Source organism: Gordonia sp. NPDC003422, assembly GCF_053588675.1.
Map to the genome: position 1 here is coordinate 284,811 of NZ_JBSFQL010000002.1, position 24,391 is coordinate 309,201.

The 24,391-nt window shown below is 66.8% G+C and carries 20 protein-coding genes; 11 read left to right on the plus strand and 9 right to left on the minus strand.

What is annotated here, in order from left to right:
• Positions 1–4: 4 nt before the first annotated feature.
• Positions 5–4,087, minus strand: coding sequence for a type VII secretion protein EccCa (eccCa, locus tag ACWDTF_RS03035; protein WP_355273804.1), 4,083 nt, complete (start codon positions 4,085–4,087; stop codon positions 5–7).
• A 124-nt stretch (positions 4,088–4,211) separates the two neighbouring features.
• Here eccCa and eccD point away from each other — a divergent pair, with 124 nt between their 5' ends.
• Positions 4,212–5,705, plus strand: coding sequence for a type VII secretion integral membrane protein EccD (eccD, locus tag ACWDTF_RS03040; RefSeq protein ID WP_240856623.1), 1,494 nt, complete (start codon positions 4,212–4,214; stop codon positions 5,703–5,705).
• A 3-nt stretch (positions 5,706–5,708) separates the two neighbouring features.
• On the plus strand, positions 5,709–7,118 hold the full coding sequence (gene mycP, locus ACWDTF_RS03045) for a type VII secretion-associated serine protease mycosin (protein WP_240856622.1): 1,410 nt from the start codon (positions 5,709–5,711) through the stop codon (positions 7,116–7,118).
• 239 nt (positions 7,119–7,357) lie between these two features.
• Here the strand turns inward: mycP and ACWDTF_RS03050 are convergent, their stop codons facing one another.
• Positions 7,358–8,311, minus strand: coding sequence for a 4-hydroxy-3-methylbut-2-enyl diphosphate reductase (locus tag ACWDTF_RS03050; protein ID WP_449753934.1), 954 nt, complete (start codon positions 8,309–8,311; stop codon positions 7,358–7,360).
• Positions 8,312–8,391: 80 nt separating this feature from the next.
• Here ACWDTF_RS03050 and ACWDTF_RS03055 point away from each other — a divergent pair, with 80 nt between their 5' ends.
• Genes ACWDTF_RS03055 through ACWDTF_RS03065 form a run of 3 tightly spaced genes read left to right on the plus strand, consistent with a single transcriptional unit; the run spans position 8,392 to position 10,603 of the window.
• Positions 8,392–9,108: a lipid droplet-associated protein gene (locus tag ACWDTF_RS03055; protein ID WP_240856620.1), complete on the plus strand. Its 717-nt coding sequence runs from the start codon at positions 8,392–8,394 to the stop codon at positions 9,106–9,108.
• Positions 9,105–10,373, plus strand: a complete 1,269-nt coding sequence (gene xseA, locus ACWDTF_RS03060) for an exodeoxyribonuclease VII large subunit (RefSeq protein WP_449753935.1) — start codon at positions 9,105–9,107, stop codon at positions 10,371–10,373. The genes ACWDTF_RS03055 and xseA overlap by 4 nt, the downstream gene beginning before the upstream one ends.
• Positions 10,370–10,603: an exodeoxyribonuclease VII small subunit gene (locus ACWDTF_RS03065; RefSeq protein ID WP_240856618.1), complete on the plus strand. Its 234-nt coding sequence runs from the start codon at positions 10,370–10,372 to the stop codon at positions 10,601–10,603. The genes xseA and ACWDTF_RS03065 overlap by 4 nt, the downstream gene beginning before the upstream one ends.
• A 2-nt stretch (positions 10,604–10,605) precedes the next feature.
• On the opposite strand, the gene ACWDTF_RS03070 is transcribed toward ACWDTF_RS03065, so the two are convergent.
• Both ACWDTF_RS03070 and ACWDTF_RS03075 read right to left on the minus strand, forming a co-directional pair.
• Complete coding sequence (locus ACWDTF_RS03070; protein ID WP_240856617.1) at positions 10,606–10,902, minus strand: hypothetical protein; 297 nt, start codon at positions 10,900–10,902, stop codon at positions 10,606–10,608.
• Between the two features lie 136 nt (positions 10,903–11,038).
• Positions 11,039–11,617, minus strand: coding sequence for a DUF4245 domain-containing protein (locus tag ACWDTF_RS03075; protein ID WP_240856616.1), 579 nt, complete (start codon positions 11,615–11,617; stop codon positions 11,039–11,041).
• Positions 11,618–11,753: 136 nt separating this feature from the next.
• Here ACWDTF_RS03075 and glpX point away from each other — a divergent pair, with 136 nt between their 5' ends.
• Together glpX and ACWDTF_RS03085 are read left to right on the plus strand one after the other, a co-directional pair.
• Positions 11,754–12,749: a class II fructose-bisphosphatase gene (glpX, locus tag ACWDTF_RS03080; RefSeq protein WP_240856615.1), complete on the plus strand. Its 996-nt coding sequence runs from the start codon at positions 11,754–11,756 to the stop codon at positions 12,747–12,749.
• Positions 12,750–12,810: 61 nt separating this feature from the next.
• Positions 12,811–14,511, plus strand: a complete 1,701-nt coding sequence (locus ACWDTF_RS03085; RefSeq protein ID WP_449753936.1) for a fumarate hydratase — start codon at positions 12,811–12,813, stop codon at positions 14,509–14,511.
• 38 nt (positions 14,512–14,549) lie between these two features.
• Here the strand turns inward: ACWDTF_RS03085 and ACWDTF_RS03090 are convergent, their stop codons facing one another.
• Positions 14,550–15,509 carry a hypothetical protein gene (locus tag ACWDTF_RS03090; RefSeq protein WP_449753937.1) on the minus strand — a complete coding sequence of 320 codons (960 nt, stop codon included), beginning with the start codon at positions 15,507–15,509 and terminating at the stop codon, positions 14,550–14,552.
• Positions 15,510–15,710: 201 nt separating this feature from the next.
• Here ACWDTF_RS03090 and ACWDTF_RS03095 point away from each other — a divergent pair, with 201 nt between their 5' ends.
• Genes ACWDTF_RS03095 through ACWDTF_RS03105 form a run of 3 tightly spaced genes read left to right on the plus strand, consistent with a single transcriptional unit; the run spans position 15,711 to position 18,413 of the window.
• The gene (locus tag ACWDTF_RS03095) at positions 15,711–17,111 is read left to right on the plus strand and encodes a class II fumarate hydratase (RefSeq protein ID WP_240856612.1); all 1,401 of its coding nucleotides are present in this window, start codon (positions 15,711–15,713) and stop codon (positions 17,109–17,111) included.
• Between the two features lie 13 nt (positions 17,112–17,124).
• Entirely contained in the window at positions 17,125–17,805 is a 681-nt protein-coding gene (locus ACWDTF_RS03100; protein WP_240856611.1) for a PIG-L deacetylase family protein, read from the plus strand.
• On the plus strand, positions 17,802–18,413 hold the full coding sequence (locus tag ACWDTF_RS03105) for a class I SAM-dependent methyltransferase (protein ID WP_240856610.1): 612 nt from the start codon (positions 17,802–17,804) through the stop codon (positions 18,411–18,413). The genes ACWDTF_RS03100 and ACWDTF_RS03105 overlap by 4 nt, the downstream gene beginning before the upstream one ends.
• Before the next feature lie 145 nt (positions 18,414–18,558).
• On the opposite strand, the gene ACWDTF_RS03110 is transcribed toward ACWDTF_RS03105, so the two are convergent.
• A complete protein-coding gene (locus tag ACWDTF_RS03110; RefSeq protein ID WP_449753938.1) occupies positions 18,559–19,446 on the minus strand; it encodes a L,D-transpeptidase family protein in 888 nt (295 codons plus the stop codon).
• Between the two features lie 138 nt (positions 19,447–19,584).
• On the opposite strand from ACWDTF_RS03110, the gene ACWDTF_RS03115 reads away from it, so the two are divergent.
• Positions 19,585–20,397 (plus strand): class I SAM-dependent methyltransferase, encoded by an 813-nt coding sequence (locus ACWDTF_RS03115; protein ID WP_240856608.1) that lies wholly within the window; start codon positions 19,585–19,587, stop codon positions 20,395–20,397.
• 112 nt (positions 20,398–20,509) lie between these two features.
• On the opposite strand, the gene ACWDTF_RS03120 is transcribed toward ACWDTF_RS03115, so the two are convergent.
• The 3 genes from ACWDTF_RS03120 to glyA all read right to left on the minus strand — a co-directional run bounded on the left by ACWDTF_RS03120 (position 20,510) and on the right by glyA (position 24,385).
• Positions 20,510–21,820: a PhoH family protein gene (locus ACWDTF_RS03120; RefSeq protein ID WP_355273830.1), complete on the minus strand. Its 1,311-nt coding sequence runs from the start codon at positions 21,818–21,820 to the stop codon at positions 20,510–20,512.
• Positions 21,821–22,163: 343 nt separating this feature from the next.
• Positions 22,164–23,033, minus strand: coding sequence for an acyl-ACP desaturase (locus tag ACWDTF_RS03125; protein ID WP_240856606.1), 870 nt, complete (start codon positions 23,031–23,033; stop codon positions 22,164–22,166).
• A gap of 44 nt (positions 23,034–23,077) precedes the next feature.
• Entirely contained in the window at positions 23,078–24,385 is a 1,308-nt protein-coding gene (gene glyA, locus ACWDTF_RS03130; RefSeq protein ID WP_240856605.1) for a serine hydroxymethyltransferase, read from the minus strand.
• Positions 24,386–24,391: the final 6 nt, after the last annotated feature.

A 24,391-nucleotide genomic window follows, 5' to 3' on the forward strand; every position in this document is an offset into this window, starting at 1 on the left:
TGACTCATTCGACCGGCGCCGTATACGCGATCTGGATCATCTCCTGTGGCCGGCTGCGCGAAATGAGTTCGCCGCGGCCAGGAATGAGGTTCTGCATCCGGGCCCGGCCGATGATGTACCCCTCGTCCCGGTCCCCGCTCATCAACAGCACATCGGACGACAGATCCTTGAGCCGCGCGATCAGCGGGTCGAACAGAGCCCGCCCCGCTCCACCGGACCGTCGGGCGAGCACGATATGCAGGCCGATGTCGCGGGCATGCGCAGCGAGGTCGACGAGGGCCAGCATCGGGTTGCCCGACGCAGTGGCGACCATGTCGTAGTCGTCGATGACGACGTACACGTCCGGGCCCTCGTACCAATTACGCTCGCGCAGTTGCTGGACCGTCAGATCCTCCGGCGGCAGCCGCTCGGACAGATAGCCGGCCAATTGCTGCATCATCACTGCCGCCCGCTCGGCCGAACTCGCGTAGCCGGCCAGATGATCACCGTCGATGACGCCGAGCATGGTGCGTCGATAGTCGACGAACACGATCCGCGCCTGGTCGGGTGTCGCACCCGCGACGAGACCCGTCACGATGGTTCGCAGGAGATTCGTCTTGCCGTGTTCGACGTCGGCGAACGCCATGAAATGCGGCTGGGTTCCGAAATCCAACACCACCGGGGCGAGCTCGAGCTCCCCCACACCGATGGCAACCTGGTTGGGACGCAGCGTGATTCCCGCGGACTCGACCGCAGCAACCACCACCTCGGCGCCGATCTCGGTACCGAGTTTGCGGACCGGCATCGCCGCGCGTGCCGGATAGGCCGCACACAGTTTCTCCACGGCCTGGGCCACCCCGGCGGGCAAGGACTCGGCCGTCGAGACACCGTCGAGCCGCGGCAGGGCCATCAGCATGTGCAACTCTTGCGCGGTGAGCCCGCGCCCTGGCCGGTTCTGTGGCACCAATTGCGCAGCCCGACGGCCCATTTCGGAGTCCATCGGATCACCGAGACGCAACTCGAGTCGGCTGCCGATGAGATCACGCATCGCCGGACGCACCTCGGCCCATCGCGACGCGGACACGATGATGTGCACGCCGTAGGACAGACCCTGGGCGACAATCACGTTGATCTGGTCTTCGAGGGACTCGAATTCGTTGCGCAGCACCCCGATTCCGTCGAAGACGAGGAAGACGTCACCGAATCGGTCCTCGGCGAGCGGATCGGCCGGATCGAGGAGCCCGGTCGCGAACCACTCGGCGCGCCGAGTGCGATAGTCGCGCATCGACTCGATTCCCAACCGCGCGAACAGAAGCTCACGAGCCCGGACGATCGCAGCCACCTCGGCGACCGTGCGTCGTACCGCATCCATGTCGCCGCGCGTAGCCACGGAGCCGACGTGCGGCAGTCCCGCGATACCGGCGAGACTGCCACCACCGAAGTCCAAGCAGTAGAACTGAACCTGCTCCGGCGTATGCGACGCCGCCGCCGACATGATGAGCGCGCGCAGCGTTGTCGATTTGCCCGACTGTGGCCCACCGACGACCGCGACGTTTCCGGCGGCGCCGGACACATCGATGACGTACTGGTCGCGTCGTTGTTCGTAAGGCCGGTCGACGATGCCGACCGGCAGCGCCAGATTCCCCACCGCCGCAGGCCGAGTCCAATCGCGCGGACCGAGGAGTTGGTCGATGGTCGGCGATTCGTCGAGCGGAGGCAGCCACACCTCATGTGCGGGCGGCCCGCTGCCCGCCATCCGGCCTACCAGGGTCTCCAGCAGACTCGGTACCGCCACCGCAGACAACCCAGCGGGCGGCTCTTCGTCGAGAAGACTTGCCGCGCGATCGAGCAGCGACTCGGTCGGTGACATGCGGCCCGCTCCCGGCGGTGACATATCGTCGCAGGGCACGGGCAGTGCCGTGAACACCTTGAGGTGACCCTGCGGCACGGAAGACGCCGGGGCCGGTTCGGAGGCGGCATCCGCCGAGACGGGCGGATGATACGGGCCGGACACGTAGGAGGTGTTGAATCGCAACGGCTCCGACGAATCGCACTTGAGGTACGCCGAACCCGGCACGCTCGGCAGGTGGTAGGCGTCGGGTACTCCCAACACCGTGCGGGACTCGTTGGCGGAGAAGGTCTTCAACCCGATGCGGTAAGACAGATGCGAATCGAGGCCGCGCAGCTTGCCCTCTTCGAGTCGTTGTGACGCCAGCAGCAGGTGGATGTGCAACGACCGTCCCAACCGGCCGATGGCGACGAACAGCTCGGCGAAATCCGGCTTCTGCGAGAGGAGTTCAGAGAATTCGTCGACAACGATGAACAGCGCGGGCAGCGGCTTCAGCCGCACACCCGACGCGCGGGCGCGCTCGTAGTCGGTGACATTGGCGAAGTTGCCTGCCGCGCGCAGGATCTCCTGGCGGCGGTTCATTTCGCCCGAGAGAGCATCCTTCATCCGGTCCACCATCGAGAGTTCCTGCTCGAGGTTGGTGATGATCGCTGCCACGTGCGGTGCGGACTCGAGCCCGAGGAAGGTTGCGCCGCCCTTGAAGTCGACGAGTACCAGGTTGAGTTCGGATGGCGAATGGGTGGCCAGCATCGCCAGCACCAGGGTGCGCAGAAACTCCGACTTACCCGAACCGGTTGCGCCGATACACAATCCGTGCGGCCCCATGCCGCCGTGTGCGCTCTCCTTGATGTCGAGTTCCACCGTCGTCCCGGCCGGCGTATAGCCGATGGGTACGCGCAGACGCTCGCGACCAGATCGTCCCCGCCAGCCGATGTTCGGGTCGAATCGCGATGCATCGGAAATCCCCAGCAGCGCTGGGAGACCCGGGTCGGTCGAGGTTACCTCCGACTCGAGATTGGCCATCGTGGCGGCGGTCGCCAAGCGGTACCGCGCGAGCCGACGCGCGATGGCTTCGGCCTCCTCGCCGCTCATCGAGTCCATGTCGGCGAACTCCTCGACGCCGAATGCACTCCGTGCGGCGACGCGACCGTCACGAGCGACCAGTTGCAAGCCCCGTCGCGCGGCCAGACCGTCGTCAGGGGCGGTGAGGTCGATGACGGTGACGCCCTCCGTCCCGGCGTCGTTGATCAGCCGCTCGTCGCCGGTCACATAGCCGTCGTCGATGATCACCACCAGGTGCGCCCGCCCGGCCGACGGGGGCGCCGACCGGCTGAACCTGCCGCGCTCGAGCAGGTCGGCCGCCAACGCGTTCTCCAGGTCGACCAACGACGGATAGACCATCCGCGCCGCTCCGACACCATCGCGCAGGGTCGGATGTGCAACGTGCGGTAGCCATTTCGCCCAGTCCCACACCTCCCCCGCCGGATCGCCGGTCACGATGCCCACTCGCAGGTGATCCGGGCCGTGGAAGACGCACAGTTCGAGGAGCATCGCGCGGACCAGGGTTCGTGTCTCCTGTCGCGCTCCTTCGATGTTCACCGCGGGAAAGCCCCGCAGCGAGATGGCCGTGGGTAGCCGATGCACCACCGAGTGCGTGCGAACGAAACGGCGGAGCGCGACCATCGAGACCGGCTCGATGTCCTCGAGAGGACCGGTCTCGGGTGCCATCAGCCGCGTCGCGAGCCGCTGCGACCCCACGCCGACCCGGGCGTGCACGAAGTCGGCGTCGTTGGGCCGGCGCTCCCACATTCGTCGGGTCCCGACCACACTCGGCAGTACCGTCGGGTCGGGGTGACTCCAACTGAGTGCTGCGCGCTGCTTGTCGACCGTCTCGAGCACCTGCGCGCGCATCTGACCGAGGTAGCGGAAATAGTCTTTGCGTTCCTCGTTGAGTTCGGCCGCGCGTTTCGGACCACCGCGTCCACCGGCAGCGAACATCCCGAACATCGACATCACCATCATGAGCGGAAACATCATGAACAGCGGGTTGGACAGGATGTTGCGTCCGCCGGTGACGAACATCAGCGCGAGCATGCCGACCACGGCCACGATCATGACCACCGGCAACAGCTTGACCAGGAGACTGCCGGGCACGACGCGCGGAACGTCCGGTGGGGCCTGGATGTTGACTTCTCCGCCCGGAGTTCGTGGCGGCGTGATGCGGGGTCGTCGAACGAACCCCTCGGTCGTCGTCACCATCACGCCTCCCCCTGCCGATCCAGCAACCCCGCATGTGCATCGTCCCCAGCTTGTGCATTCTCCGCAGTGGACTGCGCCGAGGTTGGCTATGTTAGCGGTTCAACTGTTCGGGGAGGATCACCTGATGACGCCTGTGGACACACACCTGGCGATCGAACCCGCGCTCGTCCGGGTATCGGTACTGGGTGGCAACACCCAGCTGGATGTGGCGTTGCCTGCCGCCGTCCCGATTGCCGCCCTGATGGGTGACCTCGTCGCGCAGATCGAGTCGCGCAACCCCGCGCGGCGCGACCCCGACCATCCGGACTCCGAGGCTTCGGCCGGGGGCCGTCCCCACGACCGGCAGAACCGCTGGACCCTCGCTCTGGTGGGTCAGAACCCGTTGGCCCTCAATCGATCCCTGTCCGAGTCTGGAATACGTGACGGTGATCTGCTGCTACTGACATCGACACGGACGGGCGAGTCGCCGGTGTTGTTCGACGATGTGGTCGACGCGGTGGCTCGCCTCAACGAGTCCCGGTTCGTCAGTTGGTCGGCAGCATCGGCGCGCCACGTGGGCTACGGGCTTGCGATTGTCGCGGCGGTCGCCGGATCGGTGGCCCTGGGTTCGGTCCGCCGCACCGACGGCACCCTGTGGGTCGCCGGGCTCGGCGGGTTGCTGGCGATCACATTGATCACCGCTGCCACCATCGTGTCGAGGTACTACCGGGACACAGCGACGTCGACGATCCTCTCGCTGTGTGCGATGCCGGCGGTCTGCGTCACCGGCATGCTCATCACACCGGGCCAGTTCGGTGCGGCGCACCTGACTTTGGGCTTCGCGATGACGCTCGCTGCGGCGGTGGTCTCCTACCGGGTCACCGGCACCGGACCCGCAACGCACAGTGCCGTCACGAGCGTCGCGCTTCTCGGATTGCTCGGATGTGGAGCACGAGTCCTGATCGAGGCGTCGGTGGCCGACGTCGCTGCGGTGGTGGCCGCCGTCGGTCTCCTGGTACTCGCGCTCGCTCCACGGGCCACCATCGTGCTCGCCAAGTTGCCGCTGCCGCCGGTGCCGACGGCCGGCGCCCCCATCGACGTCGACGACCTCGAGCCGCGGCCGGCGATCGAGGGCATCGGCGCGATCGGCGCGATGGCGTTACCCAAGGCCGATGCACTCGAGAGCCGGTCGTATGTGGCGAACGCGTATCTGACGGGAATCATCGTCGGGGTCACCGCCGTCACCACCTGCGCCGCGATCCTCGCGGCAGCCCCGTACACCGGATTCAACGCAAAGACGACCGTTTTCGCGTTCATCATCGGCGCGGTGCTGTGCCTGCGCGGCCGCTCACACACCGATCTCATTCAGGCGGCAACCCTGATCATCGGCGGTGCTGTCACCGTGATCGCCGTGATCGCCGGACTCGCCTTCGGTGACGACCGGTGGCCGGTGGTGGGTTTCACGCTCGCCGTCCTGGTGCTCGCGGCATCGATCGTGTTCGGGGTGATCGCACCGAAGATCGCGTTCTCCCCCGTCATGCGCCGCGGCGCCGAGGTCCTGGAGTACGTGCTCGTCACCGCCATCGTGCCGCTGCTCCTGTGGATACTCGACCTCTACCGCATGGTCCGGGAGCTGTAGACGATGGCTCATCGGCGGCGGCGAAGCGGGACAGGTCTGGTGGCGCTGATCGCCCCAACCCTCTTCGCATCGGCCCTCCTCGCGTCGGTCGCGATTCCCGCGGCGGCCATCACCCCACCGACGATCAACCCGCGGTCCCTCATCCGCTCGGCCCCCGTCGCCCCGCCCGAGGCCACCAGACAAAGTCACCTGTGCACCACCGCGATCTCCACGCGCGGATACCTCAAACCCAGTCCGGCACAGGCGATGATGAATCTCCCTGCGCTGTGGCGGTTCAGCCGCGGTGCCGGGCAGCGGATCGCGGTGATCGACACCGGGGTGACCCCGCACCCTCGCCTCGGGCGCGTGATCGCTGGCGGCGACTACGTGTCGACCGGCACCGGACTCGACGACTGCGACGCCCACGGCACGCTCGTCGCCGGCATCATCGCCGGGCGTCCGAGTAGCACCGACGCCTTCTCGGGTGTCGCTCCGGCAGCGACGATCATCGCCATCCGACAGTCGAGCGGCGCATTTGCGGCCAAGGATCGGCGCGGCGACGACAAGAATCCCGGTGTGGGTGCCGGTTTCGGAACGCTCCGCACCTTGGCGCACGCCATCGTCCGCGCGGTGGATCTCGATGCGACGATCATCAACATCTCGCAGGTGGCCTGCGCGCCGACGGCAGACCAACTCGACGATCCCGCCCTGGGTGCGGCGGTCAAATACGCCTACGACCACGACGTGGTGGTCGTGGTCGCCGCCGGCAACGTCGAGTCCAATGGCGCCTGCACGCCGCAGAATCCACCGCCCGCCGCCGACGATCAGCGGGGCTGGGGATCGGTCACCACGGTGGCCGCGCCCGCTTGGTTCTCCCCATTGGTTCTCGCGGTCGCTTCGGCCGACGCCGCCACGGGCGCACCGGTCTCCAACAGTCTGAACGGCCCGTGGGTGTCGGTGGCGGCGCCCGGCACCGAGATCGTCAGCCTCGACAGCGCCCGCGGATCGTCGAGGCTGGTGTCTGCCCAGCGAACACAGAACGGCCCGATCCCGTTGACCGGCACCAGTTTTGCCACACCATACGTGGCCGGGACCGCCGCGCTGATCCGCGCGCGATACCCGCAACTGTCCGCCCGCCAGGTGATGGATCGGATCATCCGTACCGCGCACGCCCCTGGCACCGGACACGACCAGCAGATCGGCCACGGGGTCATCGATCCGCTCGCCGCGCTCACCGCCGATCTTCCTGCGGGCGAACCCGATCCGAATGCGCCCGCGCCCATCGCGGCGCCGCAGGTGGCACCGGCGCCCGACCACACGGCCCGCAATGTGGCGATCGCGGGCGTCGGAGTCTGCGGGATCGTCATCGCTGCCGTACTGGCGATCGCCTTCCCGCACCGACGCATCAAACGACTCGATCCGGACGAATTCTGACGCGAAGAAGTACTCCCTTCGGCCTCCTGAACTGCGGAAACGCTGCAGTCCGAGGCGCCATCGGGCTGCGGAAGACCGCTTCGGCGACCTTGGCTCTTCCCGCTTCCACGATCGCCGACGACGTCGGCGGGTGGGACGCTGTTCCGAAGAGTCTTATGACCAGCGCTCTGACCTGGGGGGAACGCAGCCTGCCAGCGGAGGGTCGGTGCTCCGTACCTGAGCCGGCGGACGGCGGAGACTCAGCGCGCGGTGCGCGCCGGTCGCAACTCGCGGGGCAGCGCGAAGGTGAGGGTCTCGTTGGCGGTGTTGATGGTCTCGACGGAGTCGTAGCCACGTTCGGCCAGGTAGTCGAGCACTCCACGCACCAGTACCTCGGGCACCGACGCGCCCGACGTCACACCCACGGTGGTCACACCGTCGAGCCACGCGTCGTCGATCTCACGTGCGTAGTCGACGAGGTAGCCGGCCTGGGCGCCGTTCTGCACGGCGACCTCCACCAGGCGCACCGAGTTCGACGAGTTCTTGGAACCGACGACGATGACCAGCTCGCAGTGCGGCGCCATCGCCTTCACCGCGACCTGACGGTTCTGGGTGGCGTAGCAGATGTCGTCGCTGGGCGGGTCGGCGAGCAGCGGGAACTTCTCGCGCAGCCGCTTGACCGTCTCCATCGTCTCATCGACCGACAAGGTGGTCTGCGACAGCCAGATCACCTTGGACTCGTCGCGCACCGACACCTTCTCGACGCTGTCCGGGCCGTCGACGAGCTGGATGTGCTCGGGCGCCTCGCCCGCGGTGCCCTCGACCTCCTCGTGGCCCTCGTGGCCGATGAGCAGGATGTCGTAGTCGTCACGGGCGAACCGCTTGGCCTCCTGGTGCACCTTGGTGACCAGCGGGCAGGTCGCGTCGATCGTCCTGAGGCTGCGCTGAGCTGCCGTCTTGTGCACTTCCGGGGACACGCCGTGCGCGGAGAACACCACGATGGCGCCCTCGGGCACCTCGTCGGTTTCGCCGACGAAGATCGCACCCCGATCGCTCAGGGTTTCCACCACATGGCGGTTGTGCACGATCTCCTTGCGGACGTAGACGGGCGCGCCGTGCTTGTCGAGTGCACGTTCCACGGTCTCCACCGCACGGTCGACCCCGGCGCAATAGCCGCGCGGCTCGGCGAGCAGAACACGCTTCGAATCACTCATGGATTCCAGGGTACGGGCTGAACGCCCCGCGGTTGGATACACATGTTGGATGCACGCTGATGTGATGGCAGAGTGTTGGCATGGTTCGCGCACCGTACCCGGCCCGTATCGCCGCTGGACTGATCGTCACGGCCATCGAGGAGACCCGCAAACTGCCCACGCTGCTGGTGACCCTGCCGATGACGGCGGTCAGCCAGACGCTGCAGGCGGGCATGCGCGCGCAACAGAACATAGCCGAGCTGGCCATCAAGGGCGACGCCGCTCTCGAGATGCTCTTCGACAAGCCCGACGAACAGCCTGCATGGGCGCATTTCGACGAGGACGACGCCCTCACCGCACAGACCGCGACGCCCATCGAGACCAAACCGGCCAAACCCAAACCCGCTGCGGAGAAGCCCGCGAAGAAGACCCCGGCAAAGAAGACGCCCACCAAGAAGCCGGCCGAGCCGACCACCCCCGAGCCCGCGACCGATGAATCCGCCACATCGCCGGATGGTGACGCACCCGCCGCCGGCCGGTTCGCGCTGTACAGCTCCGCACCCGACGATGTGATCAGTTCCACACCCGAGCCCGCGAAGAAGCCCGCAGCAGCAGGTAAGTCGGCACCCGAGGTCGTCGAGTACATCGAGTACGACGGCCTCACCCTCGCGCAGCTGCGTGCCAAGCTGCGCTCGGTGAGTTCCGACGACCTCCAAGCGCTCATCGACTACGAGAAGGCCAACCGCAATCGCGCGCCCTTCGTGACGATGCTCGACAACCGGATCGCCGCGCAGAACAAGCGTCACTCCACCACGTGACCTCCTCGCCGAACAGCGCCGAGCACCCCTGGCCGGTTCGGACCGTCAACACCAAGATCGCCGACTGGATTCACCGGCTCGGCCAGATCTGGGTCGAGGGGCAGGTCACCCAGATCAGTCGGCGTCCCGGCACCCGAACCGCCTTCATGACCCTGCGCGACCCGGCCGCCGACATCTCCATCTCCGTCACCTGCAGTCCGGATCTGTTGGCGCGCACCGAAGTTCCGCTGACCGACGGGAGTCACGTCGTCGTCCTGGGCCGCCCGAGCTACTACACCGGACGCGGCACCATCTCGCTGCGCGTCAGCGACATCCGACCGGTCGGCATCGGCCAACTCCTGCTCCGGATCGAACGTCTGCGGCAACTCCTGGCCGCCGAAGGCCTCTTCGACCGTCGGCTCAAACGGCCACTTCCCTTCTTACCCAAGAGCATTGGCCTCATCACCGGCCGTGCCAGCGCAGCCGGACGGGATGTCGTGGCGGTGGCGACGCAGCGTTGGTCGGCGGTCCGCTTCGAGATCCGCGACGCACCAGTCCAGGGCCCGACCGCCGTCGCGGCCATCCTCGGCCAGCTCTCCGCTCTCGACGAGCACCCCGACGTCGAGGTCATCATCATCGCCCGCGGCGGCGGCAGCGTCGAAGACCTGCTGCCGTTCTCCGACGAGGCGCTGCTGCGCGCGGTCGCCGCCTGCACCACCCCGGTGATCTCCGCGATCGGCCACGAGCCCGACGCCCCGCTCCTCGACCTCGTCGCCGATGTGCGGGCCGCGACCCCCACCGACGCCGCCAAACGCGTGGTGCCCGACGTCGACGCCGAGCTCGCCGCAATCGCCACGTTGCGCCGACGCAGCGCGCACGCCCTGCGCAACTGGGTGCGCCGCGAAACCCACATCGTCGAAGGCCTGCGCGCCCGGCCGGTGCTGGCACGCCCGCACACGCTGATCGATGCCGAGGCCGCAGGTGTTGGCGACCTGCGTCGCGCTCTGCGGCGCGACATCGGCCGGCAAATCGATATGCAGGACCGCCGCGTCGACCACCTGTCGGCACAACTCGGCACACTGGGACCGGCACAGACACTCGCCCGCGGATACGCGGTGGTGCAGCGCACCGACGTGCCCGCCGGTTCGGCCCCGCAGATCGTCACCGATGCGACAGACATGCCGCCCGGCGCGAAACTGCGGATCCGCGTCGCCACCGGCGCTGCACGGGCAACCGTGAACGGGCCCGCCGACGGAAAGAACTCGAACAAGGGAGACGATTCGTGAGCAGCCCCGACGACGAACGCGTCCCGGTCGAACAACTCGGCTACGAACAGGCACGCGACGAACTCGCCGAAATCGTCGCCACCCTCGAACACGGTGGACTCGATCTCGACGAGTCGCTGGCCCTGTGGGAACGCGGCGAGGCCTTGGCCACGCGTTGCGAACACCACCTCAGCGGCGCACGGGAACGCATCGAAGCCGTTCTGTCCCAGGGCGATCCCGAAGAGGACTGACCTCAGCTCAGTGCCGCCCGCTGCCCCGCGTCGGTCATCCACAACACGGCGGCCGCGGCCCGGCATCGCGCGCAATCTGGCGGAACAGCGACGCTTCCGGCCGGCCGCTCGGTCACCGCTACCCGGACCGGTATCGCCGTCACCATCGGGTCGATGGTGACATTCGTCAGGTCTGGGGTGAGGCCGTGGCCTTCGGCGGGGGCGAACGGCACCACTGCCGCGATCACCACCACCATGAGAGCGGCCACCTGGACCCCGCGCAGCCAGAGCACTCCGATCCATCTCGAGTCATTCATCATGGCGCGCCTCCTGATAGGAAACGCTATGGATCCGGAGCCACTACCTCACGAGTAGCGCACTACTCGAATTCGGGTCATTCGAACGACAGATGTGCGCGGGGTCACCGCAGATGTGGCCATTCATGTGCAGGTATCGCTACCCGCGACGCGGAAGCGGCTGTTGCGTGAGGGTCGCGGTCGCCAGTTGCTCCATGTCCGCGTCGGAGCCACGCGAGAGCACCGCGATCCGCACGTCACCGAGATCGGTGATCCAGAACTTCTTCTTCTCGCCCGTCGAGTACGTCACCCAGGTGCGACCGGCGACTTCCCGGGTGCCACCCGCGGTCACGGCGTCGTAGCCCTCGTCGCCGCGCAAGTAGCCGATCAGGGACTCCTCGGATGCATCGCTTTGGGTCAACTGCACATAGGCACCGTTGGCGCTCACCCATCCGGCCGTGCTGACACGATGCCCGTCGACCGACGGCGCCGAACCAGAATTGGGCTTCCACGACGACGGCATGACCGGCAGACGAATCGGGAACGGCATGTCCGCCGCGTCGGCCTTGAGCGCGTGCTCCACGTCGAAGGCCTGCGTACGGTCGTCGTCGGCGCGGCCGGTGAGCCCCACCGAGCAGTTGCCGGAGACGATCGCGACGAACGCGCAGATCGCCAGCAGCGGGATCAGCGACCAGATCATGTCCTTGCCGCTGGTCAGATACCGCGGTTTCTGTGCCATGCCCCGAGTATCCCACTGAGGCAAATCCCACTGCGGCCGACACCTCTGACCTCGGCGGGGTCGCCGACCGAACGTCCGGCGTGACATGCAAGGATGGGAACCAGAGCACCGTCGCCGACGCCGAGGAGTCGAGTACATGTCCACGAGCACCAATCAGGCACCAGATCGCAACCTCGCCATGGAATTGGTTCGGGTGACCGAGGCGGCGGCCCTCGCGGCCGGGCGCTGGGTGGGCCGCGGCGACAAGAAGGGTGGCGACGGCGCAGCGGTCGACGCGATGCGCGAGCTCCTCTCCACCGTATCGATGCGCGGTGTCGTCGTGATCGGCGAGGGTGAGAAGGACGAGGCCCCGATGCTGTTCAACGGCGAAGAGGTCGGCGACGGCGACGGACCCGACTGCGACGTGGCGGTCGATCCGATCGACGGCACCACCCTGATGGCCGAAGGCCGCCCGAACTCGATCGCCGTCATCGCGGTCAGCGAGCGCGGCACCATGTACGACCCGTCCGCCGTCTTCTACATGGACAAGATCGCCGTCGGACCGGAAGCCAAGGGCGCCATCAACATCGACGAATCCATCGAGTGGAACGTCAACTCGGTCGCCAAGGCCAAGGGCATCGACGTCGCCGACATGACCGTCGTCGTGCTCGACCGCCCGCGCCACGCCGACCTGATCGGCGAGATCCGGCAGGCCGGTGCCAAGATCCGCCTCATCTCCGATGGCGACGTCGCGGGGGCCATCGCAGCGGCCGGCGACTACTCGACCGTCGACATGCTGATGGGCGTCGGCGGCACCCCCGAGGGCATCATCACCGCCGTCGCGATGAAGTGCATGGGCGGCGAGATCCAGGGCAAGCTGTGGCCGAAGGACGACGCCGAGCGCCAGAAGGCCATCGACGCCGGACACGACCTCAACCGCGTCCTCACCAACGACGACCTGGTGGCCGGTGAGAACTCCTTCTTCTGCGCGACCGGCGTCACCAACGGCGACATGCTGCGCGGCGTGACCTACCGTCCCGGCGGCGCCACCACCCGTTCGCTGGTCATGCGGTCCAAGTCCGGCACCATCCGCCGCATCGAGGCCGTACACCAGACCACCAAGTTGCGCGAGTACGCACGCCTCGATCTCTGACCCGATTTAGTGAGCCTGGGCTCACCAGGAGCGCCGCACGACGCGGCGATACGATTTCCTGGTGAGCAAACCAGCCCTTGCTCCGGAGTTCCGCTATGCCGATTTGCTGCCCTCCGGCGCCGATGACACGCCCTATCGCCTGATCACGACCGACGGTGTGTCGACCTTCGAGGTCGACGGCCAGAAGTTCCTGAAGGTCGAGCCGCAAGCACTGCAGAAGCTGACCGCGGAGGCGATGCACGACATCAGCCACTACCTGCGGCCCGCCCACCTCGCGCAGTTGCGCAAGATCATCGACGACCCGGAGTCGTCGGGCAACGACCGCTTCGTCGCGCTCGACCTTCTCAAGAACGTCAACATCTCGGCCGGCGGTGTGCTGCCGATGTGCCAGGACACCGGCACCGCCATCGTGATGGGCAAGAAATCCGAGGGCGTGCTGACCGGCGCCGACGACGGCGAGTGGATTTCGCGCGGAGTCTACGACGCCTACACCAAGCTGAACCTCCGATACTCGCAGCTGGCGCCGCTCACGACGTACGACGAGAAGAACACCGGCACCAATCTGCCTGCGCAAGTGGAGATCTACTCCACCCAGCAGGGACCGAAGGGCCCGGAGTACAAGTTCCTGTTCATGGCCAAGGGCGGCGGTTCGGCCAACAAGTCGTTCCTGTTCCAGGAGACGAAGGCGATCCTGAATCCCAAGCGGCTCTTGGAGTTTCTCGACGAGAAGATCCGCTCACTCGGCACTGCGGCGTGCCCGCCATACCACCTCGCCGTGGTGATCGGCGGAACCTCCGCCGAATTCGCCTTGAAGACAGCGAAATACGCGTCGGCCCACTACCTCGACACCTTGCCGACCGAGGGGTCGATGTCGGCGCACGGGTTCCGCGACACCGAGCTTGAGGAAGAGGTCTTCAAGCTGACCCAGTCCTTCGGCATCGGGGCGCAGTTCGGCGGGAAGTACTTCTGCCACGACGTCCGCGTCGTACGCCTCCCCCGGCACGGCGCGTCGTGCCCGGTGGCCATCGCGGTCTCGTGTTCCGCGGACCGTCAGGCCCTCGGCAAGATCACCGCGGACGGTGTCTTCCTGGAGCAGCTGGAGACCGACCCCGCGCATTACATGCCCGACGCGGGCGTCGCCGAGGACATCGAGGGCGGCGCGGTCGTCGACATCGACCTGAACCGTCCGATGCCGGAGATCCTCGCCGAACTGTCGAAGCACCCGGTCAAGACTCGACTGTCGCTGACCGGCCCGCTGGTCGTCGCCCGCGACATTGCCCACGCCAAGATCAAGGAACGCCTCGACGCCGGTGAGCCGATGCCGGACTACCTGCGCGACCACCCCGTCTACTACGCGGGCCCCGCGAAGACACCCGAAGGCATGGCGTCCGGATCGTTCGGACCCACCACCGCCGGCCGCATGGACTCCTACGTCGAGCAGTTCCAGGCTGCGGGCGGCTCGATGGTGATGCTCGCCAAGGGCAATCGCTCCAAGCAGGTGACCAACGCCTGCGACAGTCACGGCGGCTTCTACCTCGGTTCGATCGGCGGCCCCGCCGCCCGCCTCGCGCTCGATTGCATCAAGAGCCAGGAGGTCATCGAGTACCCCGAGCTGGGTATGGAGGCGGTGTGGAAGATCGAGGTGGAGAACTTCCCCGCCTTCATCGTCGTCGACGACAAGGGCAACGACTTCTTCACCGACCCCGGTGGCGCAGTCACTGTCCCGCTGGGCGGAGTGCGGATTCGTTCCAAGGAGCGGTGAAGCAACGCCGTAGATCCGAGTCATCAGATGACTGAGATCTACGGCACTGTAGGGCATGAAGGGCATTGAGTTACTGCACCTGTGCACCCACGGTTGCTCAGGGCACGGGCCACCTTGCGGGCGGTCGAACACGGGCGGTCATAGACCTGCCCCCAGCCGATCCGCAGGGTGAGACGGTCGGCATCCACGGCCGCATCGAGGTCCCGCTCCAAGTCGCGGTCCCGTGCGGCGGGGCCGTCGTGATCGGCTCGGCCGTCCAATTCCACGACGAGACCCCACTCGGGGTAGTCGACGTCGCGGAATCCGCGGCGTCCAACGCCTGTCGGTGCTTGCCGCTGGGGATTCGGAAGACCATGCGCACGTTCGACTCTCAGAACATAACCGTGTTCGAGAACCGAGCACGTCCCGTCGCGGACATCCGCGAGTACCCCCTCCACGAGCGCACGCCTGCGCATCCGTGGCCGTCTGCTCATCGCGGCCAGCAATCGATCGACGGTCGTCCTGCGTGCCTGCACTGCGTCCGACAAGCAGGCGATCACGCGAAACTCCGACGACGCCGCCTCGGCGATGTCCAACACCGCCTCTTCAGGACGGAACCGTGGCGGATGCGCGTGCCACAGCACCTTCTCTTCCAGCCGTGATCCGTAGTGGACGACGATGCCAGGTCGTCGGGTGACGCGACGTTGACGGTCGACCGTGATGTGGATCAGCCCGTCGTCGAACTGACCGGGATCGCGCATTGCCGACGCATGACTGAGCGCGGCCGGGTGCGCATCGAGCACGGCGCTCCACGCGCGCTGCTCCCATGTCAGCGGCCCGGTGTGATTGACAAATGTGCCCGAGTACACGGGTGCCCATTCGCGACGACGAACTTTGCGCCGGATATATGGATCTGTGAATCCGCACTCGGCAACCTGCCGGCGAGCGATGACGCCATCCTGCGCACGGAGCAGGTTCTCCAGCCGCTTGCGATCTGGCGGTTTCGACGGTGCCGGCACATCGCACAGTGTCGCCGGGCATTCGGCGGAATAGCGCCCTCCGAGGACATCTGTGGACAACTTCGGTTCCCGCTGATCACTTGTGCCGTAGATCCACGCCACATGGCGTAGATCCACGGCACTGACAGGTCACCATATGCCACGGAGTACGGTCATAAGGAGACCCTTACTTGTTCGCGACCTTCGGAGGACCAGCGCACCATGACCGAGCAGCAATACCGCATCGAGCACGACACCATGGGCGAGGTCAAAGTGCCGGTCGACGCCCTCTGGCGCGCACAGACCCAGCGTGCAGTGGAGAACTTCCCCATCAGCCACCGGCCACTGGAGCGCACGCAGATCCGGGCGATGGGCTTGCTCAAGGCGGCCTGTGCCCAGGTGAACAAGGATCTGGGCTTGCTCGACGCCGACAAGGCCGACGCGATCATCGCCGCGGCCAAGGAGATCGCCGACGGTCAGCACGACGACCAGTTCCCGATCGATGTGTTCCAGACCGGGTCCGGGACCAGCTCCAACATGAACGCCAACGAGGTCATTGCGTCGATCGCCAAGGCAGCCGGGGTCGAGGTCCACCCCAACGACCATGTCAACATGTCGCAGTCCTCCAACGACACCTTTCCCACCGCCACTCACGTCGCGGCGACCGAGGCGACCGTCACCGACTTGATCCCGGCTCTCGATCACCTCCGACTTGCTTTGCTGGGCAAGGCAACCGAATGGCGCGAGGTGGTCAAGAGCGGCCGCACACACCTCATGGATGCGGTGCCGGTCACCCTCGGCCAGGAGTTCGGTGGCTACGCCCGCCAGGTCGAAGCAGGTGTCGAGCGGCTCACCGCGACCCTGCCGCGCGTCGGCGAGCTTCCGATCGGCGGCACCGCGGTCGGCACCGGCCTCAACGCACCGGCCGGCTTCGGCACCAAGGTGGTGGCCGCCCTGGTCCAGCTGACCGACGTCGACGCGTTGTCGTTGGCCAAGGACAACTTCGAGGCACAGGCCGCGCGCGACGGCCTCGTCGAACTGTCCGGACAGCTGAAAACCGTTGCGGTGTCACTGACCAAGATCGCCAACGACGTGCGCTGGATGGGTTCGGGTCCGCTCACCGGCCTCGGCGAGATCCACCTGCCCGACCTGCAGCCTGGCTCGTCGATCATGCCAGGCAAGGTCAATCCGGTTCTCCCCGAAGCCGTTACCCAGGTCGCAGCACAGGTCATCGGCAACGATGCCGCGGTCACCTGGGGTGGCGGCAACGGCGCGTTCGAGCTCAACGTCTACATCCCGATGATGGCGCGCAACGTGCTGGAGTCGATCAAGCTGCTGGCCAACGTGTCTCGCCTGTTCGCCGACCGCTGCATCACCGGACTCGGCGCCAACGAAGAGCGTCTGCGCACCCTGGCCGAGAGTTCACCGTCGATCGTCACGCCGCTGAACTCCGCGATCGGCTACGAGGAAGCGGCAGCCGTGGCCAAGCAGGCCCTCAAGGAGGGCAAGACCATCCGCCAGACCGTCATCGACCGCGGCCTCATCGGCGAGAAGCTCTCCGAGGAAGAACTCGACAAGCGTCTCGACGTCCTGAAGATGGCCAACCTCGACCGCGAACGCTGACATACTCCACACAATGGAGAGCTTTCCGACGGACTGGCAGACGGCATTGGTCCTCGTCGCCCACCCCGACGACCCGGAGTACGGCATGGCCGCGGCCGTCGATCGCTGGACGTCGGAGGGCAAACGCGTGGTCTATGCCCTCGCGTCCAGCGGGGAACAAGGTATCGAGGGCATGCCACCGGCCGAGGCCGGCCCGCTGCGCGAGGCCGAGCAGCGGGCATCGGCGGCGATCGTCGGAGTCGGCGTCGTAGAGTTCTGGGGCTTTCCGGACAGCGACATCCGCAACACCCCCGAGTTGCGGCAACGAATCACCCAGTGCATCGAAGATGTTGCACCGCAAGTGATCCTGTCGCTGTACGGTGGCCCGGAGTGGGCTCCGGGTGCGCCCAACCAGCGCGACCACATGGAGTTCTCGGCCGCCGTGCTCGATGCCTACGACGCCCTCGATCCCACGCTGCGGCCCGCATGGCTGTTCGAGAACGGACCACATCCGACGCACGGCGTCGACGTCGGAGAGCACGTCGATGCGGCGGTGGCCTCACTGGCCGCGCATGAGAAGTACCTGTCGGTGCTCGACCCGGACACCCCTGTGATCGATCAAGCTCGTCAACAGGTGGACATGATGACCCCGGTGCGCGACGACTTCGGCGGTTGTCGCGCAGCATGTTTCGAACTCAAGCGGAGTGCGCCATGACGTCGACGCCGCGGTGGTTCACCGACACCAAACCCGGCCACAGCGAGTGGTACATCGACCGATTCCGCACGATGGCCGCCGAGGGCGCCGATCTCGCCGGGGAGGCCCGACTGATCGACGCGATGGTGCCGCGAGGCGCGCACATCCTCGACGCCGGTTGTGGTCCGGGCCGGGTGGGCGCGTATCTGCACGACGCCGGACATCGGGTGGTCGGTGTCGACGTCGACCCCGAACTGATCGCGGCCGCCCAAGCAGACCATCCGGGTCCGCAGTGGATCGTCGCCGACCTCGCCCGTCTCGACCTCGGCGAGCACGGCATCACCGAACCCTTCGACGCGATCGTCTGCGCCGGCAACGTGATGGTGTTCGTCGCTCCCCGCACCGAAGCCGACGTCCTGCGTGCGCTCGCCCGACACCTGACGCCAGACGGGGTCATCGTGGTCGGCTTCCATACCAATCGCACACTCGCCCTCGCCGATTTCGACGCGGCAGTGGCCGACGCGGGGCTCCGCGTCGAGCATCGGTTTGCCACCTGGGACCTGCGCGCGTGGCACCCAGAGGCGGACTTCGCGGTCACCGTTCTGCGCAAGCCAAGTTCCGCTCCCTGAGTCACCCTACCGATGGCTGAGGTGCGAGCCTGCGAGCCTCGAAGCCCCTGGTGAGAGGACATTGTTGTCTCACCAGGCCTTCGAGGCTCGTCGCTAGCGCTCCTCGCACCTCAGGCAGCGGGGGTGATCAGCCGGCGGGAGCAGGTCAGTTGAGACTGCCCGCTCCGGCTCCCAATAGCGCCGGGACGAGGTTCATCAGCTGGGTCAGCAGACCGGTGAGGAGGTCGCCACCGGGTGCCGGCGTCGTCGAATTGCCCGACGGCGCCTTCTCGTTGACGCCGATGACGATGCGCGGCTTCTTCGCCGGGTCCAGCCACACGAGCGTCTTCTTCATCAGCTCGCGTTCAATGGCTACGCAACCCATCGTCGGCTGATTGTCGGTGACGTGCAGGAAGATCGCCGACGCCTTGCCGGGAGTCCGCTGCGGGTTGTGTGCGATGTTGACCGCGTAGTCGTACATCGCGCCGACCTTGTACAGGTTCTCGCTGTCGCCGCCCGGCCCGTTCACCGACCGCACATGGGTGTTGTAGGTCGGCGACTTCATGTTGGAGTCCCACCAGTCCTGGGCGTCGGTCTTGAAGTACGGCATCTTGGTGCCGGGGTTGACCTGACGTCCGAATGCCTGGTCGAGAGCGAAGTTGCCCTTCGGCGTCCGGTAGACGTTGTCCTTGGGCTCTCCCATGCCGAGCGATCCCAGGAAGGCCTTGGTCGGGCCGATGACCGGCTTCCAGCTCTTGTCGGAGCCACGTTCGAAGGCGGTCAACGTGGCCGTCGTGTCTGCCTCCTTGGGGGCGCTCACCACAATCAGCTGGTTGGAGTCGCCATTCGCGCCGTTGCCCTCGGTGGATCCGAGCCCACCGGCCAACATGTTCAGCAGCCCGTCGAGAATGGGAATGCCCAGGCCAGGGGTCTGCCCGGTCGGCCCGGGGCTCGGCGGCGGCGTGGTCGTCGTTCCCGGCGCAGCAACGGACTGGCCGGCACCGACCGCGAAGGCGGCAAGCACCGCAATCACCATCAGCACCAACAGTCTCATTCGCCTCATCAGTAACTTTCGCACCACATCAGTGTGCCAGTGCGCAAGTGGCCGTGAGTCACGCGACGGTCACGGTGCGGTTTGGATAGGGTCAAGCGGACCTAGCTGAATTAGGTAACCCTAAGTACGCTGTCGGGCATGGGCGAACCGGTCGCACTCGGCGACATCCAAGAAACTCTCCTCATCCCCCTCTACGGTCGGGCGCTCGACGCCGGCAAGAAGAACAGCGTGCTGCACGATCGCAAGGCCGCCGAACTCGTCGACGCCATCGACTACGACTTCGCCAAGTTCCGCGGACCGTCGCTCGGCGGTTCGGTGACACGGGCGTCGATCTTCGATCAGTACGTCCGGGACTTTCTCGCCGAGCATCCCGACGGCAGGGTCGTCGATCTCGGGTGCGGTCTGTCGACGCGATTCCAACGACTCGACAACGGACGCGTGCGCTGGTTCGACCTCGACGTCGACGACACCATGGCACTGCGTCGAAAATTCTTCTCCGACTCCGACCGGTACACGATGCTCGCCGGGTCCATATTCGACACCGACTGGCACACAACAGTATCCGCGAACGACGGACTGGTGTTCCTGCTCAGCGAAGCGGTCCTGCTCTACTTCGACGCCGACGAGGTGACCGCCGTCCTGTCCTCGATCGCACGCGCATTCGCCGGCAGCAAACTCGCCATCGACACCGGCGGCAAGGCCATGATGAGCACGCAGGATCGCAATCCGGTGTTCAAAGCCGTTGCGGCACGGATGAAATGGGTGTGCGACGACCCGAGCACTCTCGAGTCGTGCGGGTTGCGGCTACTCGAATCACGCACCTTCGCGCAGCCGCAACCCGACGTCGCCCGTACCTGGCCCCCGTTGTACCGCTACGGACTGAAGGCCATCGGGTGGACACCCATGGTGAGCACCTACAAGCTCAACCTCTTCGAATGCACCCCGGCCTGATCACGCAGGCTCAGCTCGATCGCGCCCGCTCGCTACGCTCCCGGTGCGCTGAGCCTGAATGGCGCCCGCTCGCTACGCTCCCGGTGCGCTGAGCCTGAATGGCGCCCGCTCGCTACGCTCCCGGTGCGCCCGGCCCAAATTCCTCGAGCATCTCGGTGACCAGCGCCGCGATCGGCGACCGCTCGCTGCGGGTGAGGGTGACATGCGCGAAAAGCGGGTGACCCTTGAGCTTTTCGATCACGGCGGCCACACCGTCGTGCCGCCCGACGCGCAGGTTGTCGCGCTGCGCGACGTCGTGGGTGAGCACCACCCGTGACCCCGTACCCAGGCGCGACAGGACCGTCAGCAGCACATTGCGTTCCAGCGACTGCGCCTCGTCGACGATCACGAACGAGTCGTGCAACGACCGGCCACGAATGTGCGTGAGCGGCAACACTTCCAGCATGCCGCGCGCCAGGACCTCCTCGATGACCTCGGGAGACGCAAGGCCTTCGAGGGTGTCGAAGACCGCCTGCGCCCACGGGCCCATCTTGTCGGCCTCGCTGCCCGGCAGGTAGCCGAGTTGCTGGCCGCCGACCGCATACAGCGGACGGAAGACGACGACCTTGCGCTGCGTACGACGCTCGAGCACCGCTTCGAGTCCCGCGCACAATGCCAGCGCCGACTTGCCGGTGCCGGCCTTGCCGCCGAGCGACACGATGCCCACACTCTCGTCGAGCAACAGATCGAGAGCGACGCGCTGCTCCGCGGAACGGCCGTGCAGTCCGAAGGCCTCTCGGTCACCACGCACCAGCTGGACGCGCTTCTCGGCCGTCACCCGTCCGAGCGCACTCGACGAGCCATGTCCGAGAAGTCGGATTCCGGTGTGGCACGGCAGTTCCCGTGCGGCATCGAGATCCACCACTCCGTCGGCGAACAGCGTATCGATCACCGTGGAGTCGACGTCGAGTTCGGTCATGCCCGACCAACCGGAGACCACCACGTCCTGGGCGTGATACTCGTCGGCGGCCAGGCCGACAGCACCCGCCTTCACGCGCAACGGGGTGTCCTTGGAGACCAGCGTGACGTCGCGGCCCTCGGCACGCAGGTTGAGCGCACACGCCAGAATGCGTGAGTCGTTGGTCTCCGTACGGAAACCGGCCGGCAGCACCGCGGGATCGGTGTGGTTCAGCTCCACCTGCAGCGTGCCGCCGTCGTCGCCGATCGGAATCGGGACATCGAGGCGACCGTGGGCCAATCGCAGGTCATCGAGCATGCGCAAGGATTCGCGCGCAAACCAGCCGAGCTCGTGATGGTGACGTTTGCCCTCGAGTTCGCCGATGACCACCAGTGGCAGAACCACATGGTGCTCGGCGAAGCGCATGACCGCCCAGGGGTCGGACAGCAAGACGGAGGTGTCGAGGACGTAGGTGCGTGTGGTCACGTGGGCTCCTACGTTTGTGCGGCGCCCGCACAAACCTGTTAGGTCGACCGGTCGGTCCAGTGTCTGCGGTCCTCGGCGTCAGCCGAGGTGGACGAGGACCGGGGCCGGCCCCCTCGTGCTGCTGGTGCAAACCACGAATTGAACCTCCCGGACGAACCGCTTCCCCGCGGCCCGTCACTCGTCAACGTACGCGCGTACGGTCGGCGCGGCGCGCCGACACGGGGGTGTCGGCGTGAATTGTGCGTTAACCGGACGTATCTTTTTCACAGGGACGCAAATCGGCGCCACCAGGGTTTTCTTCGCCCCCGGTGGCGCCGAATCGCTTCAGTAGTTCAGTCGAGGTTCACCCGCGGCCGGCGAGTGCGAGAATCCGCTGCCGCGCGGCCTCGGCGTCGTCACCCAGTCCGTGCACGCTCTCCAGCTTGATCGCGTCGACGATCGTGGCGGCGGTGGCCTGCCTGGTGTCGGCGTTCTCGTAGTCGGAGATGAGCGCCCATTCGGGCTCGAAATCGTCGATGTCGCTACCGATCGCCTCGTTGCGGGCGAGCGCCTTGTCGAGGGCGAGGACGGTGGTGTCCTGGTCGGCCACCAGTCCGGCATTCAGGAATGCGGCAAACGTCTCGCCCTGCACGCGGTCGTCGTTGGAGATCTTCGTGAGGATCTGCTGGTAGACGTCGTCGCCGACGACAGCGGAGAGCCGCTTGATGAAGTGCACACACTGGTTCTCGTGGACGGCCATCATGGCCAGGACGTCGAGCGGACCCAATTCGCCCTCTGCGGCGGTGTTCTGCCGGTAGCCCTTGGTCACGTGCTCACGGCGACGCTCCTCGGAGTCCACCGGATCGATCGCGCGCTTGACCACCAGGTAGTCGCGCAGCACGATCGCGTGCCGGTTGTCCTCGGCGGTCCACACACCGACCAGCTGCCGCCAGTCCGAGAACGCCGGGAAATGCTTGGCCAGCACCCGGTGGTAGGACGGCAGGTTGTCCTTGGTCAGCAGCAGGGCCAGCGATCCGGCACGTGCCTCGTCGGACAGCGTCGCCTGCGACGGATCCCAGTCGTCACCGCCGAGGAACGCGAAGTTGCGGCCGTCGTCCCACGGCACCCAGTCGTGCGGGCTCCACGGCGTGGCTGCCGCCTGGTGGTCTTCCGCGATCTCGGGAAGGGCCTTCTCGAGCGCGATGATCAGGTCGTCTTCATCCAAGGCGTTCATCGGTGCAAGGATACGGACGCGTGCGGGGCGGGAGCAATTCCGGGTCAGGACCCGCTCATCAGTCCCCACTGCTCGAGACCGTCGTAGAGCGGGAAGTCCAGCGCCAGCTGCGACACCCGACCACGCAGCGTTGCGACATCCGCCGACTCCCCTGCTGCCAACGCGGTGGCGATGATGTCGGCGACCTCGGTGAACTGTTCGTCGCCGAATCCGCGGGTGGCGAGTGCGGGCGTACCGATGCGCAGACCCGAGGTGACCATCGGCGGGCGCGGGTCGAACGGCACCGCGTTGCGATTGACGGTGATGCCCACCTGATGCAGCAGGTCCTCGGCCTGTTGACCGTCGAGCGAGCTGTTGCGCAGGTCGACGAGCACCAGGTGGACGTCGGTACCGCCGGTCAGCACGGACACGCCCGCCTTGGACACGTCCTCACCGGTCAGCCGCTCGGCCAGGATCTTGGCGCCCGACAGCGTGCGCTGCTGACGTTTCTTGAACTCGTCGGTGCCGGCGATCTTCAGGGCGACGGCCTTGGCCGCGATGACGTGCATCAGCGGGCCGCCCTGCTGGCCGGGGAACACCGCCGAGTTGAGCTTCTTGGCCCACTCCTGCTTGGCCAGGATGATGCCCGACCGCGGCCCGCCGAGTGTCTTGTGGACGGTCGAGGACACGACGTCGGAGTGCGGGACCGGAGACGGATGCAGGCCGGCGGCCACCAGTCCGGCGAAGTGCGCCATATCGGTCCAGAGGTAGGCGCCGACCTCGTCGGCGATCGAGCGGAACGCCTCGAAGTCGAGGGTGCGCGGATACGCCGACCAGCCGGCGACGATCACCTTGGGCCGGGTGTCGAGGGCGATCTTGCGCACCTCGTCCATGTCGACGCGGAAGTCCTCTTTGCTGACGCCGTAGAAGGCGTTCTCGTAGAGCTTGCCCGAGAAGTTCAGCCGCATGCCGTGGGTGAGGTGCCCGCCGTGCGCGAGGTCGAGGCCGAGCAGCGTCTCCCCCGGTTCCATCAACGCGGCCAGCACGGCGGCGTTGGCCTGCGCGCCCGAATGCGGCTGCACATTCGCGAAGTCGGCGCCGAACAGCTCCTTGGCGCGGTTGCGGGCGATGTCCTCGACCACGTCGACGTACTCACACCCGCCGTAGTAGCGGCGACCCGGGTAACCCTCGGCGTACTTGTTGGTCAGCACACTGCCCTGCGCCTGCAACACGGCACGCGGCACGAAATTCTCCGACGCGATCATCTCCAGGGTGTCGCGCTGGCGACTCAGCTCACCGTTCATGGCGGCGGCCACGTCGGGGTCGAGATCGGCGAGCGATTGGGAGTTCACGGACTCAGAGTTCGCGGTCATGCCGGA

What these genes read in the sequence shown, in the direction of transcription:
- glpX (WP_240856615.1), top strand. Translation starts at nt 11,754, where the DNA reads ATGTCCACGAGCACCAATCAGGCACCAGATCGCAACCTCGCCATGGAA.
- glyA (WP_240856605.1), bottom strand. Translation starts at nt 24,385, where the DNA reads ATGACCGCGAACTCTGAGTCCGTGAACTCCCAATCGCTCGCCGATCTC.
- eccD (WP_240856623.1), top strand. Translation starts at nt 4,212, where the DNA reads ATGACGCCTGTGGACACACACCTGGCGATCGAACCCGCGCTCGTCCGG.
- ACWDTF_RS03055 (WP_240856620.1), top strand. Translation starts at nt 8,392, where the DNA reads ATGGTTCGCGCACCGTACCCGGCCCGTATCGCCGCTGGACTGATCGTC.
- eccCa (WP_355273804.1), bottom strand. Translation starts at nt 4,087, where the DNA reads ATGGTGACGACGACCGAGGGGTTCGTTCGACGACCCCGCATCACGCCG.
- ACWDTF_RS03105 (WP_240856610.1), top strand. Translation starts at nt 17,802, where the DNA reads ATGACGTCGACGCCGCGGTGGTTCACCGACACCAAACCCGGCCACAGC.
- ACWDTF_RS03070 (WP_240856617.1), bottom strand. Translation starts at nt 10,902, where the DNA reads ATGATGAATGACTCGAGATGGATCGGAGTGCTCTGGCTGCGCGGGGTC.
- ACWDTF_RS03050 (WP_449753934.1), bottom strand. Translation starts at nt 8,311, where the DNA reads ATGAGTGATTCGAAGCGTGTTCTGCTCGCCGAGCCGCGCGGCTATTGC.
- mycP (WP_240856622.1), top strand. Translation starts at nt 5,709, where the DNA reads ATGGCTCATCGGCGGCGGCGAAGCGGGACAGGTCTGGTGGCGCTGATC.
- ACWDTF_RS03075 (WP_240856616.1), bottom strand. Translation starts at nt 11,617, where the DNA reads ATGGCACAGAAACCGCGGTATCTGACCAGCGGCAAGGACATGATCTGG.
- ACWDTF_RS03095 (WP_240856612.1), top strand. Translation starts at nt 15,711, where the DNA reads ATGACCGAGCAGCAATACCGCATCGAGCACGACACCATGGGCGAGGTC.
- ACWDTF_RS03115 (WP_240856608.1), top strand. Translation starts at nt 19,585, where the DNA reads ATGGGCGAACCGGTCGCACTCGGCGACATCCAAGAAACTCTCCTCATC.
- ACWDTF_RS03125 (WP_240856606.1), bottom strand. Translation starts at nt 23,033, where the DNA reads ATGAACGCCTTGGATGAAGACGACCTGATCATCGCGCTCGAGAAGGCC.
- ACWDTF_RS03100 (WP_240856611.1), top strand. Translation starts at nt 17,125, where the DNA reads ATGGAGAGCTTTCCGACGGACTGGCAGACGGCATTGGTCCTCGTCGCC.
- ACWDTF_RS03110 (WP_449753938.1), bottom strand. Translation starts at nt 19,446, where the DNA reads ATGAGACTGTTGGTGCTGATGGTGATTGCGGTGCTTGCCGCCTTCGCG.